This is a genomic window from Luteitalea sp. TBR-22 (assembly GCF_016865485.1).
Lineage (GTDB): Bacteria > Acidobacteriota > Vicinamibacteria > Vicinamibacterales > Vicinamibacteraceae > Luteitalea.
Map to the genome: position 1 here is coordinate 3740898 of NZ_AP024452.1, position 14956 is coordinate 3755853.

A 14956-nucleotide genomic window follows, 5' to 3' on the forward strand; every position below is an offset into this window, starting at 1 on the left:
CCTCACGGGGTCAGTCTACAGGCTCGGTGACCGACGAGGACCTCGTGGCCCGCGCGCAGGGCGGAAGCCAGGACGCCTGGGCCGCGCTCGTGCAGCGGCACCACGGGGCCGTGTTCCGGGCGGCCCACGCGGCGCTGCTCTCGCACGAGGAGGCCGACGACGCGGCGCAGGAGGCGTGGATCTCGGCGTGGAAGGCGCTCGGGGACTTCCGGGGGCAGGCGGCGTTCCGGACGTGGGTCGTCGCCATCGCCTGGCGCAAGGCCCTCGATCGTCGTCGCGGGATGGTCGGCTGGATGCGGATGCTGCGGATCGGCGTGGCCCGGGACGAGGAGGAAGGTCCGGAGCTGGATCTGGAAGGCGACCAACCCGATGCCGAGCGGGCGCTGCTGGACGACGAGGCGCGCGGGCGCCTCAAGCGGCTGGTGAAGGGGCTGCCCCGGGCCCACCGCGACGCGCTGCTGCTGGTGGCGACGCAGGACGTGCCTTACGCGGAGGCCGCGGCGCTGCTGGGGATTCCGGTGGGCACGCTGAAGTGGCGCGTGAGCGACGCGCGGCGCATGCTGCGCGAGCGAATGGGACGGTAGGAAGACGGCCTTCGTGATTCCGCCTCCGCCGAGGCTACGGCGGACAAGTCGGCCGTCGGCCTTCGGAAGGACACGTCGGTTCGTAGCCGTCGACCTTCAGGTCGACGGACAGCTCGGCGCACAGGACACGATGAACGCACACGACGACGAACGCATCGACGCCGCCCTCGAGGCGCTGGCCCGGCCGGAACCGCCGGCCGACCACGTGGCGCGCGTGCTGGCGCGAACGGGTTCCGCGGCAGGCGACGGGCTGCAGCCTGCGGGCTACCTGAAGCCCCGGTGGGTGCTACCGGTCGCGGCCACGGTACTCGTGGCGCTGGGTGCGACGTGGCAGGTCGGCAGGCTGTCGGTCGCCATGCCGGGCGTCGAGGTGGCCAGCGCGCCGGCGTGGGGCACGCCGCAGGAGGTCGATCGCCCCGTGCTGCCGCCGCAGGCCTATTGGGGGATGGACGCGTTCGAGGAGTGGGCCAGCCTGAGGCCGGGAGTCGGGAGTCGGGAGTCGGGAGTCGGGCGCAGCACGCCGGGCTCCGGGCTTCGGGCAGCGGGCACCGGGGCAACGGCGGGCACCGGGCACCGGGCAGCGGGCACCGGGGCATCACCGGGCACCGGGCGGCGGGCACCGGGCACCGGGAGGACGGCGGGCGCCGGAAGCGTGGCGGCGCCGCAGATGGCGTGGGTGCCGGTGCCATCGGGGCTGCCGCCGATCGAGCTCGAGCCGATCGCGCCGGCCCCCATCGAGATCGCGCCGGTCGCGGCGCTGGAAGACATCACCGTTACGGACATCACCCTGGCGCCGATCGTCGTCGCGCCGGTGGACGAACAGGAGAAGCCATGAAGACGCTGTCACTCGTTCTGCTGATCACCGCCCTCGGCACGCCCGTCCTCGCGCAGGACGCTCCGCATTTGGCCCCCCCGGCCATGATGTACGTGAACGTGCCCGACACACCGCAGGCGGCACAGCCCGCGCCGCCGCGCGCGCCGCAGCCGGCCCAGCCACCGCAGGGAGGGGAGAAGTTCGATATGCCGGTTCCGCCTCCGGCGCCGCCCCCGTCCGCGGAGAGGCGCCCGCTGCCGACGCGCAACGTGAAGGTGGACGTGACGATCACCGAGCAGAGCGGCACGTCGGCGCCGGTCAAGAAGGTCGTGGCGATGGTTGTCGCCGACGGCCGATCGGGAGGAGTGCGGGCGATCACGACCGTGCCCGTCTACACGGGCAACACGCGCGACCTTCCGCTGAACGTGGACGCCACCGTGACGGTGACACCCGAGCAGCGCGTGTTGCTGGAACTCCGATTCAACTACTCGAGCATGGCGATCATGGCGCCGGAGCTTCCGAAGGGGTTCGCCGCGACCAACGAGGCCGAGCGCCTTCAGAGCGCACCTCGCCCCTCTCAGGTGAACATCGTGGAAACCGTGACGGCGCTGTTGACCCCAGGCACACCCACGGTGGTCGCCCGCTCTGCGGATGCCGCCACCGACCGCACCGTGACCGTCGAGGTGAAGGCGGAGATTCTGAAGTAACCGGGCAGCGGGCACCGGCCACCGGGCACCGCCCGCTGTCGCCCGACGACCATCCGTAGCCGCCGGCCATGGCCGGCGGTCCCCCGCCTCATCGACAACTGCATCTCGCGGGAGGATGACTGCCCGTCGCGCGAGCGCGACGGCTACGAACGGGCTGCCGCTGGCGCGTCGACATGAATGTCGACGCCTACGCCTGCAATGCCGTCAGTCGGAAGCCGCGAGCCGTGAGCCATGGGCAAGCTCTCTGAGCCTTGAGCCCTGAGCCCTGAGCCTTGAGCCGTCCTTCCGAGCCTTGAGCCGTATTACCCTGTCGCCCATGACCAAGGGACGTCTGGCGGCGTACTTCGCGGGCACGGCCGTGGTGGCCGCGCTCATCGGGTTCCTGTTCGGGTACTACCAGGCGTATCCGGCGCAGCACCAGGCCAACCGCGCGATGTTGCGCCTGCGGCTGTCCGAGGCCCGCGCGCGCACGCAGGACGCGCGCATCGCGCTCGCCCGCAGCAATTACGGCAACGCCCGCACGCACGTCGAGGAAGCCATGCGGTTGCTCGACGCCTTCAAGGCCAACAGCCAGCGCGACCTGCCGCCCACCGAGAGCGGCAAGGTGGACCAGGCGCGGGCCCTGCTGCAGGAGGCGTTGTCGCTCGCCCCGAGCATGCCCACGGCGCCCACCGCTGATCCGGCCACGCCTCGCCCTGAAGCCCAGGCCGACGACAAGGCCGCGCAGGCCGCGAACCTGTTGGGTGAGGTGTATCGGGCGACGCCGGAACCGTAATCCGACGGCCTTGGGCCTTGGGCCTTGGGCCTTGGGCCTTGGGAATTGGGCCTTGGGAATTGGGCCTTGGGCCTTGGGAACTGAGCCTTGGAGCGTCGACCGAGGTCGACGCCTACGGCACCTACGGCACGAGACCAGAGAACCAACGGCGCGGTCGGAGACCGCGCCCTACCTCGGCGCACGAAGGCCGAAGGCCCAATGCCGAAGGCCGACCAGAGGTCGCGTCAGTACACGAGCGCGACCTGGAGATCTCCCACGTTGGTGTCGGTCGGCCCCGTGCGTGTGAGAGTGCCGAGCCGACGATGCAACTCGTACGCATCGTTGTCGGCGAGGTACCGGTCGACACGCACGCCGAGCGCGTCGGCCGTCGACTGCGTGTGCGGGTCGGCCCAGGCGCCGGCCGCATCGGTGGGGCCGTCGATGCCGTCGGTGCCGACACTGGCGAGCAGCATCGGACGGGGGGCCCGTGACAGCGCGTCGAACGCCCCCGCCACGAACTCCTGGTTGCGGCCGCCGCGCCCCTTCCCCGTCACCGTCACCGTCGTCTCGCCGCTGCTGATCACGCACACGGGTGCCGTTCGACCATCCGCGGCCCCGAGCACCGCGGCAACGTGCGAGGCCCCCGCGTGGCGCGCCTCGCCGAGCACCGGCGGCGCCAGCACCACGACGTCGTAGCCGCGGCGTCGCGCATCCTCGGCAGCACCGGCCATCGCCATGTGGCGCGTGCCAATCAGCGTGTAGCGACTGCGCCGCATCGACTCGTCGCCGGGCTTGGGCGATTCTGGCACCTCGCCCCGGACACCACGCTGCAGCCAGGCGCGCACCGAGGCCGGCACGCTGTCGCGCGCCGCCACCCCGTCGACGATGCGCCAGGCGTCGGCGAAGGTCGACGGATCGGGCACGGTCGGCCCCGACCCGATGACGCTGGGATCGTCCTCGAGCGGCGCGACCACGTCCGAGATCGCCAGCGTCACCGTCTCGCCCGCGCAGGCCGCCGCGAGGCGTCCGCCCTTGATGCGCGACAGGTGCTTGCGCACGCAGTTGAGCTCGTCGATGGCGCGGCCGTCGTGCATCAGCGCGCGGGTGACCTGCTGTTTCTCGCCGAGCGTGACGCCCTCGACGGGCCGACACAGGAGCGACGATGCCCCGCCCGACAGCAGCACCACGAGGCGCCCCTCGGCCGGCACCGCACGGACCGCGGCCAGGACGGCGTCGGCCGCCGCGACGCTCTCGGCGGTGGGGGTCGGGTGCCCGCCGGTGTACCACTCCACGTCATCGGGGACGCGCTGGCGGTCGTGGGTGCCCACGCCGATGGCTCGCATCGGGAGTTCGGGCACGAGCGCGTACCAGCGCTCGAGCATGGCGGCTGACGCCTTGCCGGCGGCCACGAGCGTGTACGGACGGCCAGCGGCGACAGGCGCGTCGGCGCCAGCGAGCGCGCGACGCAGCAGCGTGGAGGCGGAAACGGACGCGAGCGCGGCCGCGGTGATCGCCGCCAGATCGTCGCGCGCGCGCGACGGCAGCATCAGTGGAGGCAGCGGCCGTCCACCCAGGCCCGTGCGGCGGCGACGTGGCTGAAGGAATCGAGGATGCCGCTCACCACCTGATCGGCGCGGCCCTGACGGCAGAGCACCTCGAGCTGGTCCATCACGCGGTCGAGCGCGACCTCGACGCCCTGCACCGTGGCCTGCGAGTAGCAGTCACGCTGACGCTCCAGCTGATGATGGCAGCGCTGGAGTTCCTCGCGATAGAACTCCGCGAGCCTGGACACACGAAGGATCTGTTCCACGTCGGTCGGGGTGTGTCGGAGTGACACTTCCCACTCTATCCACCGGCCGCGTGAGGTGTCAACGATCGACCTGCCGCGAGCCCACCCACCCGGCGAGCCCACCGGCCAGAATGGCGACCGATGCAAGCGTAAGCAGGTACTGCCACGACAGGAACGGCGCGGCGGTCACCTCCAGGGCGCGCGCCCAGGCCGCCGCCGGCCCCTGCAGTACCGCCCACACCGCGACGCGCAGCAGCACGAATGCCACCGCCGTTCCGGTGGCCGCCTGCAGCAGGCCCTCGGCCACGAAGGGCCCGCTGATGGCGCGTGTCGGCGCCCCGATCAGCCCGAGCACGGCGATCTCCTCGCGTCGCGCGTAGTACCCGAGCCGCAGCACGGCCGCGACCGCGGCGAACGCGGCGATGGCGAGCAGCGTGGCGAGCGCCGTCACGACCCGCCGCACGGTCGTCACCGTGACGAGCACGCGGCGCAACACCTCGCGGTCGTAGATCACGTCCTCGACGCCGGGCGCCGCACGCAACCGCGCGACGAGCGCCTCCACCTGTGCCTCGGTGGCCGTCGGCGCGAGGCGGGCCTCGACGACCGCCCCGAAGGGCCGCTCGGGCAGCGCGGTGATCACGTCGGCAAGGTCGGGGAAGTCCGCGGTCACCCGCGCGGTCGCCTGCGCCTCGTCGAGGACCTCCGCCGACGCCACGGCCGCATCGGCGCGCGTCAGCTGCGCCGCCGCGTCGCGCTCGGTCGTCGAGGCCTCGCGCGCCAGGTAGACCGAGAGTTCGGCGGCCTGCGTCATGCGCGTGGTGACGTCGCGCAGCGCCTCCGACGCGCCGAGTGCCGCGCCGACGACGAACACGGCCGCGGCGATCAGCGCCGTGGAGAGCAGCGCCACGCGCCAGCGGCGCCGGATGGCGATCCACGCCTCGTCGAGGCAGTACCGGACGAACCCGACGGGGTTGGCGTCCTCGTGGCGACGCGCGCTCATGCCGGCCTCCGGTCGCCGACCACCTGCCCGCGGTCGAGCTGCACGACGCGGCGATTCACGTAGTCGATGATGTCCTGGTCGTGGGTGGCCATCACCACCGTGGTGCCCGACGCGTTGATGGCGCGGAACACGTCCATCACCTCGAGCGACAACGCCCGATCGAGGTTGCCGGTCGGCTCGTCGGCCAGCAGGATGGCCGGCTCGTTCATGAGCGCACGCGCGATGGCCACCCGCTGCTGCTCGCCGCCCGACAACTGCAACGGGAACGACTCCATGCGGTGCTGCAGGCCCACCTGCTGGAGGAGCGCCGAGGCGCGGCGCCACTGGTGCGCCCGCGACTGCCCCATCACGCGCGCCACCGTCGCGACGTTCTCGAAGATCGTCCGCTCGGGCAGCAGCCGGAAGTCCTGGAACACGAAGCCCACGGTGCGGCGATAGGCCTGTCGAGCCTCGCGCCCGAGGGTCGCCAGGTCGGTGCCCGCGACCAGCACCTGCCCCGAGGAGGCGACCTCCTCGCGCAGCAGCAACCGGAGCAGCGTCGACTTGCCGGCGCCGCTCGGCCCTGCCAGGCACACGAACTCGCCCTTGCCGATCTCCAGCGAGACGTCGCGCAACGCGTCGGCGTCCGGCCCGTACGACTTGGTGACTGCCGACAGCGTGATCACGTGCGTGGCGCTCCGGGGCGGGACTCGATCAGTTCGACGCGCACGCGGCCGAAGCCGGCCGCGACGTCGATGCGCAGCGGCAGGCGCCGCTCGTCGGCGCTCAGCCAGAGGTCGATGGCCGGCGGCGCGCGCCGCTGCACGCGCTGCACCAGTGCCGGGCGCATGTGCAGGGCCGGCACGCGCTGGCCCCGCCACTCGATCGTCTCGGCCTGCAGCGGTCCCGACTGCAGCGTCAGGTTGCGGCCCATGTCGTTGACCGGCACGGCGACCTCGGCGCCCGCGGCGAGGGCGAGCGTGCGCACCAGCAGCAACGCGGCAATCGGATCGCGGGCATCGGTCGGCGCGCGGAACCCGGGTCCGGCGTCGACCGAGGCCGCCTCCGGCGGCACCACGCGGACCACGCCGCCGGCGCCATCGTGGTAGACGGACTGGTCCACCTGCCGGCGGCCCTCGCGGATCTCGCGCAGGTGGACGATGGGCCGGAACTGGTCGTCGGTGTAGGTGCGGAACACGTCCCTGGCCTCGAAGAACCGGGCCACCCACGGCGCGGTCTCGAGCGACACGCGCGCTTCGTAGCGGATCCGGGCGCGATCGGCCTGCGGCAGCCACCGCGGCAGCCGCACGTCGGCGCCACTGGCCGACAGCACGGCAATCTCGATCGTGCCGGCCGACACCTGCGTGCCAGCGCCGTCCCAGAACACGTCGTAGCGGCTCACCTCCCCCGGCGCGAAGCCGGGAGTTCCCGGTGCGGGCGCCGCGACGGTGGCCGGCGCGCCCACCGCGGCCAGGAGCGTCGCCTCGTCGGCGAGTTCGTAGATCACCTCGTCGTGGCCCTCGTCACCGGGCACGCGTGCGCGACGCGTGAGCGGCCAGGCGTCCTGCAGGCCGTCCTGCCCCGCCACGACGAAACGGACGCCGAGGTCGTGCAGGGTCCAGATCGCGTCGGCCGATGGGAACGTCGCGAGCGCACCGGCGACGGCCCCCGCAAAGGCCGGGCGCTGCCCGCTGTAGCCGTTGACGATCGGCCGCCCGTGCACGAGCGTGCCGAGCATCAGCGGCGTGGCGGCGCGGTCCTCTGGCTGTGGAAGGAACGCCACCGGACCTGGCCCGTCGGCATCGCGCAACCAGGCGCTCACCGGCGTGACCAGCGAGGGCGCAGGCACGTACGGGATGCGCCACGCCAGGCCCTCGACGACCACGATCGCCGCGAGGCCGAGCACGAGCGGCCGCAGTGTCGAACGCGTCTCGCGCCGCCACCACGTCACCGCGAAGCCCGCTGCGGCGGCGACGCCGAAGGCCAGCAGCACGCCGAAGCGGGCCGGCGCACGCACGCCCTGGAAGCCGAAGACCCAGCGGTGCGCGAACGCATACACGGGACGTACGCCGTCGGGGCCGAGCGCGAGCACCACGCCGGCCAGCGCCACTGCCGCCCATGTCCACAGCAGCGGCTGGCGACGGGAGCGCGCCAGGGCCGCGACCGCGAGCAACGCCAGCAGCGACGCGCCCCAGCCGGGATGCAGGCCATCCTCCTCGGTGCGGCCGATCGGCGCCAGCGCCACGGGCCGCCACGGCGGCTCGCTCACCAGGCTCAGCGGCGTCGCGGCGTGACGACTCGCCTCGTCCATGGTGCGGACGAAGCCTTCACGCTGCTGCACCTGCAGGTATGGCACGAGCACCGGCCCCACCAGCGCAGTCGCCACGACGCCGCCCACCAGCAGCGGCGCGAGCAGCCGCCCGAGCGACACGCGCCCGGCGCCGGCCACGAGCGCAAGCCCGCCGATCGCGAGCGCCACGAGGCCGATCACCGCGTAGTACACCGAGGACAGGGCGCCGAGACCGTACCAGAGCCCGAGCCACGCGCCGTCCTGCCAGCGCCGACGCGCCACCACCCGGTGCAGCGCGCCGAACGCGAGCGGCAGGAAGTAGAGCGCCTGCAGTTGCAGGTGCAGCACGTGCGAGAAGCGGTACGCGCAGAATCCCCACGCGATCCCGCCCACCAGCGGCCCCATCCCATCGTCGAGCACCTGGCGGAGGTACCACCACATCGCCCACGCGCTGGCGGCAATCGACGCGATGAACACGACGTTGTAGCAGAGCAGCGGGTCGCGCCACACCGCATAGACCGGCGACACCAGCAGGGCCTGCAGCAGCAGGTGATCGGTGAACGCGAGCGCCTGCCGGGCGGGATGGAAGATCGGCGCGTCGAACACGCGCCCGTCGAGCCAGGACCCGGGCGATGCGAACAACTGCCGCAGGTCCCACCCGAGCGTGAACAGGTTCAGGTACGGATCGCCGGCGCCCTGCGGCGCCCCCAAAAGCGTGCGCGGGCGCCACGCGAGTGGCCACGTCGCGACGACCGCCGCCAGGGCGTACAGCGCGAGCGCCACGCCGCGCTCTCGCCAGCCCGGGCGCCCCGTGTCAGGCGTCGAGCTGACGCTGGAGGAGGGCATGCACCACTTTCGGGTTGGCCGTGCCACGCGTGAGCTTCATCACCTGCCCCACCAGCGCGCCGATGGCCTGCACGCGGCCGGCCTTGTAGCTGGCCACGGCGTCGGGATTGGCCGCGATCACCGTCGCGATGTGCGCCAGCAGCGCCGATTCGTCGCCCACCTGCTTCAGGCCCTCGCGCTCGACGATCACCGGGGCCGCCTCGCCGCTGGTCCACATCGCCTCGAAGACCTGCTTGGCCGCGGCGCTGCTGATGGTGCCCTCGTCGACCAGACGAATCAGCTCGGCGAGCCGTCCAGCCGGCACCGGCGCATCGCCGATCGCCACGTTCTCGTCCTTGAGCTTCCGGAGCACCTCGCCCATCACCCAGTTGGAGGCGAGCTTGGCCGGCGCCGCGGCGGCCACCTGCTCGAAGTAGGCGGCAACGGCGACATCCTGGGTGAGCACGCCCGCGTCGTAGGCCGGCAGCCCGTACTGATCGACGAACCGGGCGCGGCGCGCGTGCGGCAGTTCGGGCAGCGACGCGCGGACGCGGTCGACCTGGCCCGGCGCCAGCACCAGCAGCGGCAGGTCCGGCTCCGGGAAGTAGCGGTAGTCGTGCGCCTCTTCCTTGCTCCGCATCGAGAACGTCCGCCCCGAGTCAGGGTCGAACAGGCGCGTCTCCTGCGTGATCGTGCCGCCCTCGGCGATCACCGCCGACTGTCGCGCGATCTCGTACTCGATGGCCTTCTGCAGGAACCGGAACGAGTTGACGTTCTTGATCTCGACCTTGGTGCCGAACGCCGCCTGGCCGACGGGACGCACCGAGACGTTGGCGTCGCACCGCAGGCTGCCCTCCTCGAGGTTGCCGTCGTTGACGCCGATCGCCACCAGCACGTCGCGGATGTGCGTGAAGTACGCGGCCGCGGCCGCCGCCGTGCGCAGGTCGGGCTCCGACACGATCTCGATGAGCGGCGTGCCGGCACGATTGAGGTCGATGCCGGTGAGGTTCGGGTCGCCCGTCCCCTCGTGCAGCGACTTGCCGGCGTCCTCCTCCATGTGGATGCGCGTGATGCCGACGCGCACCGCCTCGCCGTCCACCTCGAGGTCGACGTGGCCACCGGTGGCGATCGGCCGGTCGAACTGCGAGATCTGGTAGCCCTTCGGCAGATCCGGGTAGAAGTAGTTCTTGCGCGCGAACTCCGAGACCTCGTGAACGGTGCACCCGAGCGCGAGGGCCGCCGCGATGGCCTTGTCGACCGCGTCGGCGTTCAGCACGGGCAGCGCGCCGGGCATGCCCAGGCACACCGGGCAGGTGTGGGTGTTGGGCGGCGCCCCGAAGGCCGGGGTACAGCCGCAGAAGATCTTGGTGCGGGTCTGGAGCTGGGCGTGGACCTCGAGCCCGATCACCGGCTCGAAGTGCACGCGCGCGGGTGTCGCGGTCGGCACGCAGGGATTGTATCCGGGTGCCGGGTGCTGCGGGCTGGGGGCCGGGCGCCGCAGGGTCGCGCGGCCGCAGGGAGCCGGCAGCCACGTCGGCTATCGCGCTAGCGTTCTCCGAGGCCCGGCATCCGCGTGAAGGTGCGGACGACGTCGGGGTCGAACTGCGTCCCGCTGCCCCGCACGAGCTCGCTGATCGCCTGATCGTGCGTCAACGAGTCGCGGAACGGGCGTGGCGATCGCATCGCATCGAACGAGTCGGCGACCGCCAGCACGCGGCTGGTCATCGGGATCTCGTCCCCCGAGAGCTGCCGCGGATAGCCGCCGCCCGCGTACTCCTCGAAGCGCGATCTGATGATCCCGGCCGCCGGGCGGAGCGCGGGGATGGCCTCGAGAATCGATGCGCCGAGGTCGGGCACGCGGCGCCACAGCGCACGCTCCTCTGCGGTCAGCTCGCCGGTCTTGCTCAGGAGCCCGTCGGGCAGCACCAGTCGCCCGAGTTCGTGCAGGAGCGCTGCCTGTCCGAGGGCCTCCACCTGCGAGGCCTGGAGGCGCAGCGTGGAGGCCAGGGCCACGGCCAGCCGCCGCACCCGGTGGCTGTGCTCGCGCCACAGGTCGCTTCGGAACGCCACCAGGTCGAGCGCCGCCTCGACCTGCGCCGTCGTGCCGATCTCCAGCCGCGACAGGGCCTCGATCAAGCGGCGGTGCCGCGCGCCGAGCTCCGATGCGCGCTGCTCCCGCAGCAGGCGGTCGGCACGCCGCAAGCGGTGGTGCCGCATGCCGTTCTCGAGCGCCCGCGACAGGCTGCGCTGGTCGAACGGCTTCAGCAGGTAGTCGACGACGCCCTGCTGCAGGCCGCGCAGGGCCCAGTCGACGTCGTGGATTCCGGTCACCAGCACCACGGCCATGTCCGGGTGCTGCTGCTGCACCTGCTCGAGGAACCAGAAGCCGTCGCGTCCGGGCATCTGCACGTCGCAGAACGCCACGGCGATGCCGCGCGAGGCGGCGACGGCCAGCGCCTGCTCGGCGCCGTCGACGGCCACCGGACGGCACCCGTCGGCCTCGACCCACGCCGACAGCACCTCCCGCACCCCCTCGTCATCGTCGACCACGAGCACGGGCGTGGGCTCGTCGAGGCTCCCGCCGCCCGTCAGCACGTCGAGGGGCTGTTCCGGTTCGAGCCGCGCCATCATGCCGCCCCCTTGCCGCGTCGCGCGATGGTGACGCCGAGATCGAGGCGTTCGAGCTTGCGGTAGAGCGCTCGTCGGCTGAGGCCGAGCAGCGTGGCGGCCTTCTTCTTGTTGCCGTCGGCGCGTTGCAGGGCACGCATGATGTGCTCGCGTTCCACGTCCGACAACGGACCGACCGCGTCGGGCGCGGGCGAGACGCGACCCGCGGCCGGGGGTATCGGCGCCACGGGCCAGGCGTGGACCGGCGGCGACGTCCGGGGTGGCGGCAGGCTGCCCTTGACGTCGAGCTCACCGACCAGGCGCCCCTCGGCCATCAGGCAGGCGCGCTCCAGCACATTGCGCAGTTCGCGCACGTTGCCGTACCAGTCGGCCTCCCGCAGCAACCGCTCGGCGCCCGAGGTCAGGCCCGACAGCGGCTTGGCCAGACGGGTCGCCGTGGCGCGCATGAACGCGTTGGCGAGGTACACGATGTCGTCGCGCCGATCGCGCAGCGGCGGGACATGGATGTCGACGACGTTGAGCCGGTAGAAGAGGTCGCGCCGGAAGCGGCCGGCGTCGCATTCGCCCTCGAGATCACGGTTGGTGGCGGCGATGACCGTCACGTCCACCTTGCGCGGCTCGAGCGAGCCGACGCGATGGACCTCGCCGAACTCGATGGTGCGCAGCAGCCTGGCCTGCACGCCGGCAGGCAGTTCCGCGACCTCGTCGAGGAAGAGCGTGCCGCCATCGGCCAGTTCGAACAACCCGGGCTTGGAGTCGGTGGCGCCGGGGAAGGCGCCGCGGACGTGCCCGAACAGCTCGCTCTCGAAGAGCGTCTCCACCACCGCCGAGCAGTTGATGACGACGAAGCGGCGGTCGGCACGCGGCCCGAGTTGGTGCAGCGCGCGGGCGACCAGTTCCTTGCCTGTGCCGGTCTCGCCGCTGACCAGGGCGGTGCGCACGTGCGGCGCCACCGTCCGCAGCACGCGGAACAGCTTCTGCATCGGCACCGAGCGGCCGATCATGCCGTGGAACGTGACCCCGGGCGACCGCTCCGCCGGGAACAGCCGCACACGGCGCCGCAGGGCATCGTCGTACTGGTCGGCCAGCAACCGGCGCACCTTGTCGACGTCGATGGGCTCCCGCAGGTACTGATGAACGCCCAGCCGGATGGCAGCCACGGCCGACTCGACCGACGCGCAGGCCGTGACCAGCATCAGCGACAGGTCCGGCGCTTCCTCGCGGAGGCTGGTGAGCAGCCCCAGGCCGTCGATGTCGGCCTGATCCAGCGAGACGATGGCCGCATCGGGCGGCCGCTGGCGGAAGGCGCTCAGGCCCTCGGCGCCGGTGTCGCTGACATGCACGGCGAACCCCGCCCGGGCCGCTGCGTCGAGCAGGAGGTCGCGGGTCGAACTGGGGGGGTGGATGACCAGCAGGGCAGGCGTGCTCATTCGGCCGTTCTCTACCTGCTCAATCGACCCGGGCGCACGGGCCTTGAACCAAAGCGACACACGAGGCGCACACGGGCGAGGCACGGGCCGCCCGACGTGCGCAATGCGCGATGCCGGATGCCGCACTGGCGAAGCACCCGGATGTGGGCGGCGCTTGGGCGACGCGCCTCCCTCCCCCGGGACCGGAGGGCGAAGACGGTCCGTGGGAAGATCGCCGCGTGCGATTCGCCTCACGGCTGTTCGTGGCCGCCGTCGCGGCCCTGGTGGCCTCGTGCGCGAGCCGGCAACAGCCGCCGCGGCCGACCCCGCCGCCGGTCGCCCGGCCCGGCACCGGCGTGCCGACCACCCCACCCCCGCCGGCGCCGGTCCTGCCGCCGTCCGGCGATCTGGTGCTGCGGATCGAAACCGGGGCGCGCGGAACCGGACAGGTGGAAGCCGTGCCGCTCGAGGCGTACGTACGGGACGTCGTGGTCGGCGAGATTGCCGTGGCCCCCCAGGACGGCTCCCTCGCCGGGCAGGCCTACGCGGCGCAGGCGATCGTCGCGCGGACCTATGCCCTGGCGGTACGAGGACGGCACGCCGCCGAGGGGTTCGACCTCTGCTCCACGACCCACTGCCAGGTGTACGTGCGCGACCAGTGGCGACGCAGCCGCTGGGCCTCCGAGGTGGACGCGGCGGTGACGCGGACGCGGGGCCAGTACCTCTCCTCGGCGGGACGCCCCATCGAAGCCGTGTTCCACGCCCACTGCGGCGGCCACACGAGTGCGGCGGTGGAAGTCTGGCGGACCGCCGGCGCGCCTTACCTGCGCGGTGTGGAGGACCCGTACTGCGTGCGCGAGCAGTCGGGTGACTGGAGCAGTCGCCTCGAGCTCGAGGCGGTGCGCGCGGCCCTGAATCGTCGCCCGCGCACCGAGGTCGGCGACCGCCTGGACGGCGTGCAGGTGCTGCGCCGCGATGCCGGTGGGCGGGTCGTCGAACTCGTGCTCTCGGGGGCGCGGTCCCCCGTGGTCACCGCCGAGGACTTCCGGCTGGCGGTCATCGCCGCGGCGGGAGTCCGCAGCCTGCGGAGCACGCGGTTCGAGGTCGCGCGCCACGGCACGGCGCTGGTGTTCACCGGGCGCGGCTCGGGCCATGGGGTCGGCCTGTGCCAGGTCGGGCTCCTCGGACGGTTGCGGGCCGGCCAGACGGTGGCGCAGGTGCTCGGCGCGTACTACGCGGGGGTGGACCTGTCGCGGTTGGGCGGAACGTAAACGCCGAACGGCTCAGGGCTCAGGGCTCAGGGCTCAGGACTCAGAAACCACTCAGAAAGCTCTCTGAGCCTTGAGCCTTGAGCCTGAAGCCTGAAGCCGAGCCCCGCCCCCTGGCGACTGCCCACTGCCGCTAGAACACCTCCCGCAGGCGAGCGAAGGTCTCGACGCGCAGGATGCCCGCATCGTGGTTGTCGGGCGGCAGCTCGGCGAGTTCGAGCGCCCATGTGCCCGGGTGCGGCACGAACACGGCGCCGAATCCGGCGTCGCGCGCCGGCAGGATGTCGGACTTGGGGCTGTTGCCGATCATCCACGCGCGGTCGGGCCGGACACCGAGGCGCCGCGCGGCGTCCCGGTACGCGCCGGCGTCCTTCTCGCGCACGACGTCGACCTGATGGAAGTGGTCGCGCAGGCCCGACCGCACCACCTTGTCCCACTGCTCGTCGTGGTTGCCCTTGGTGAAGAGCACCACGCGGTGACGGCGCCGCAGGTAGGCCAGCGTGTCGGGCACGTCGGGCAGCAGTTCGAGCCGCTTGCGCCGCAACGCCGCGATCTCGGCGCGCAGGAACGGGCGCAGGTCCTCGAGCGCGTGCACCAGGCCGACGTGCTCGCACAGCACCTCGAGCGACGCGCCGAAGTTCACCGACCCGTAGCCGTGGGCGCGGGTGCGCTGCCGCTCGATCGCCATCAGCGCCTCGCGCGTGCGCTCGCTCGCGACGCCGTACTCCTCCAACCGCGTGGCCGTGCGGCCGATCACGGAGTCGAAGTAGATGTTGTTCTCCCAGAGGGTGTCGTCGGCGTCGATGAAGAGGGTCAGGCCCGGTCCCACGCGCCCTCCCCGCCGCCGGGGCGCGCCGCCTGCCCCGCCGAAGCCGGCCCCCGCAGACGGGCCTGCCCCGCCGAAGCCGG

14 protein-coding genes are annotated in these 14956 nt (G+C 72.7%); 5 read left to right on the forward strand and 9 right to left on the reverse strand.

The window, feature by feature from the left end; all coding sequences use genetic code 11:
- Positions 1 to 26: 26 nt before the first annotated feature.
- From TBR22_RS15635 to TBR22_RS15650, 4 genes are all read left to right on the forward strand, one after another.
- On the forward strand, positions 27 to 584 hold the full coding sequence (locus TBR22_RS15635; RefSeq protein ID WP_239488778.1) for an RNA polymerase sigma factor: 558 nt from the start codon (positions 27 to 29) through the stop codon (positions 582 to 584).
- A gap of 130 nt (positions 585 to 714) precedes the next feature.
- Positions 715 to 1419 (forward strand): hypothetical protein, encoded by a 705-nt coding sequence (locus TBR22_RS15640; RefSeq protein ID WP_239488779.1) that lies wholly within the window; start codon positions 715 to 717, stop codon positions 1417 to 1419.
- A complete protein-coding gene (locus TBR22_RS15645; RefSeq protein ID WP_239488780.1) occupies positions 1416 to 2105 on the forward strand; it encodes a hypothetical protein in 690 nt (229 codons plus the stop codon). The genes TBR22_RS15640 and TBR22_RS15645 overlap by 4 nt, the downstream gene beginning before the upstream one ends.
- A 316-nt stretch (positions 2106 to 2421) precedes the next feature.
- Positions 2422 to 2880 (forward strand): hypothetical protein, encoded by a 459-nt coding sequence (locus TBR22_RS15650; RefSeq protein WP_239488781.1) that lies wholly within the window; start codon positions 2422 to 2424, stop codon positions 2878 to 2880.
- A gap of 224 nt (positions 2881 to 3104) precedes the next feature.
- Here the strand turns inward: TBR22_RS15650 and TBR22_RS15655 are convergent, their stop codons facing one another.
- The 8 genes from TBR22_RS15655 to TBR22_RS15690 form a co-directional block, all read right to left on the reverse strand.
- Positions 3105 to 4406 (reverse strand): glycerate kinase, encoded by a 1302-nt coding sequence (locus tag TBR22_RS15655; protein ID WP_239488782.1) that lies wholly within the window; start codon positions 4404 to 4406, stop codon positions 3105 to 3107.
- Positions 4406 to 4696 carry a hypothetical protein gene (locus TBR22_RS15660; protein WP_239488783.1) on the reverse strand — a complete coding sequence of 97 codons (291 nt, stop codon included), beginning with the start codon at positions 4694 to 4696 and terminating at the stop codon, positions 4406 to 4408. The genes TBR22_RS15655 and TBR22_RS15660 overlap by 1 nt, the downstream gene beginning before the upstream one ends.
- 31 nt (positions 4697 to 4727) lie before the next feature.
- Complete coding sequence (locus tag TBR22_RS15665; protein WP_239488784.1) at positions 4728 to 5648, reverse strand: ABC transporter permease; 921 nt, start codon at positions 5646 to 5648, stop codon at positions 4728 to 4730.
- Positions 5645 to 6313 carry a cell division ATP-binding protein FtsE gene (ftsE, locus tag TBR22_RS15670; protein ID WP_239488785.1) on the reverse strand — a complete coding sequence of 223 codons (669 nt, stop codon included), beginning with the start codon at positions 6311 to 6313 and terminating at the stop codon, positions 5645 to 5647. The genes TBR22_RS15665 and ftsE overlap by 4 nt, the downstream gene beginning before the upstream one ends.
- Positions 6310 to 8763 carry a DUF3108 domain-containing protein gene (locus tag TBR22_RS15675; protein WP_239488786.1) on the reverse strand — a complete coding sequence of 818 codons (2454 nt, stop codon included), beginning with the start codon at positions 8761 to 8763 and terminating at the stop codon, positions 6310 to 6312. Before TBR22_RS15675 ends, ftsE begins: the two co-directional genes overlap by 4 nt.
- Positions 8732 to 10165, reverse strand: a complete 1434-nt coding sequence (gene gatB / locus TBR22_RS15680) for an Asp-tRNA(Asn)/Glu-tRNA(Gln) amidotransferase subunit GatB (RefSeq protein ID WP_370651532.1) — start codon at positions 10163 to 10165, stop codon at positions 8732 to 8734. The genes TBR22_RS15675 and gatB overlap by 32 nt, the downstream gene beginning before the upstream one ends.
- A gap of 122 nt (positions 10166 to 10287) precedes the next feature.
- Positions 10288 to 11370: an HD domain-containing phosphohydrolase gene (locus TBR22_RS15685; RefSeq protein ID WP_239488788.1), complete on the reverse strand. Its 1083-nt coding sequence runs from the start codon at positions 11368 to 11370 to the stop codon at positions 10288 to 10290.
- Complete coding sequence (locus tag TBR22_RS15690; RefSeq protein WP_239488789.1) at positions 11370 to 12800, reverse strand: sigma-54 dependent transcriptional regulator; 1431 nt, start codon at positions 12798 to 12800, stop codon at positions 11370 to 11372. The genes TBR22_RS15685 and TBR22_RS15690 overlap by 1 nt, the downstream gene beginning before the upstream one ends.
- A gap of 218 nt (positions 12801 to 13018) precedes the next feature.
- Here TBR22_RS15690 and TBR22_RS15695 point away from each other — a divergent pair, with 218 nt between their 5' ends.
- Positions 13019 to 14050: a SpoIID/LytB domain-containing protein gene (locus TBR22_RS15695; RefSeq protein WP_239488790.1), complete on the forward strand. Its 1032-nt coding sequence runs from the start codon at positions 13019 to 13021 to the stop codon at positions 14048 to 14050.
- A gap of 130 nt (positions 14051 to 14180) precedes the next feature.
- Here TBR22_RS15695 and TBR22_RS15700 read toward each other — a convergent pair whose 3' ends face one another.
- Positions 14181 to 14876, reverse strand: a complete 696-nt coding sequence (locus TBR22_RS15700; RefSeq protein ID WP_239488791.1) for an HAD family hydrolase — start codon at positions 14874 to 14876, stop codon at positions 14181 to 14183.
- Positions 14877 to 14956 lie beyond the last annotated feature (80 nt).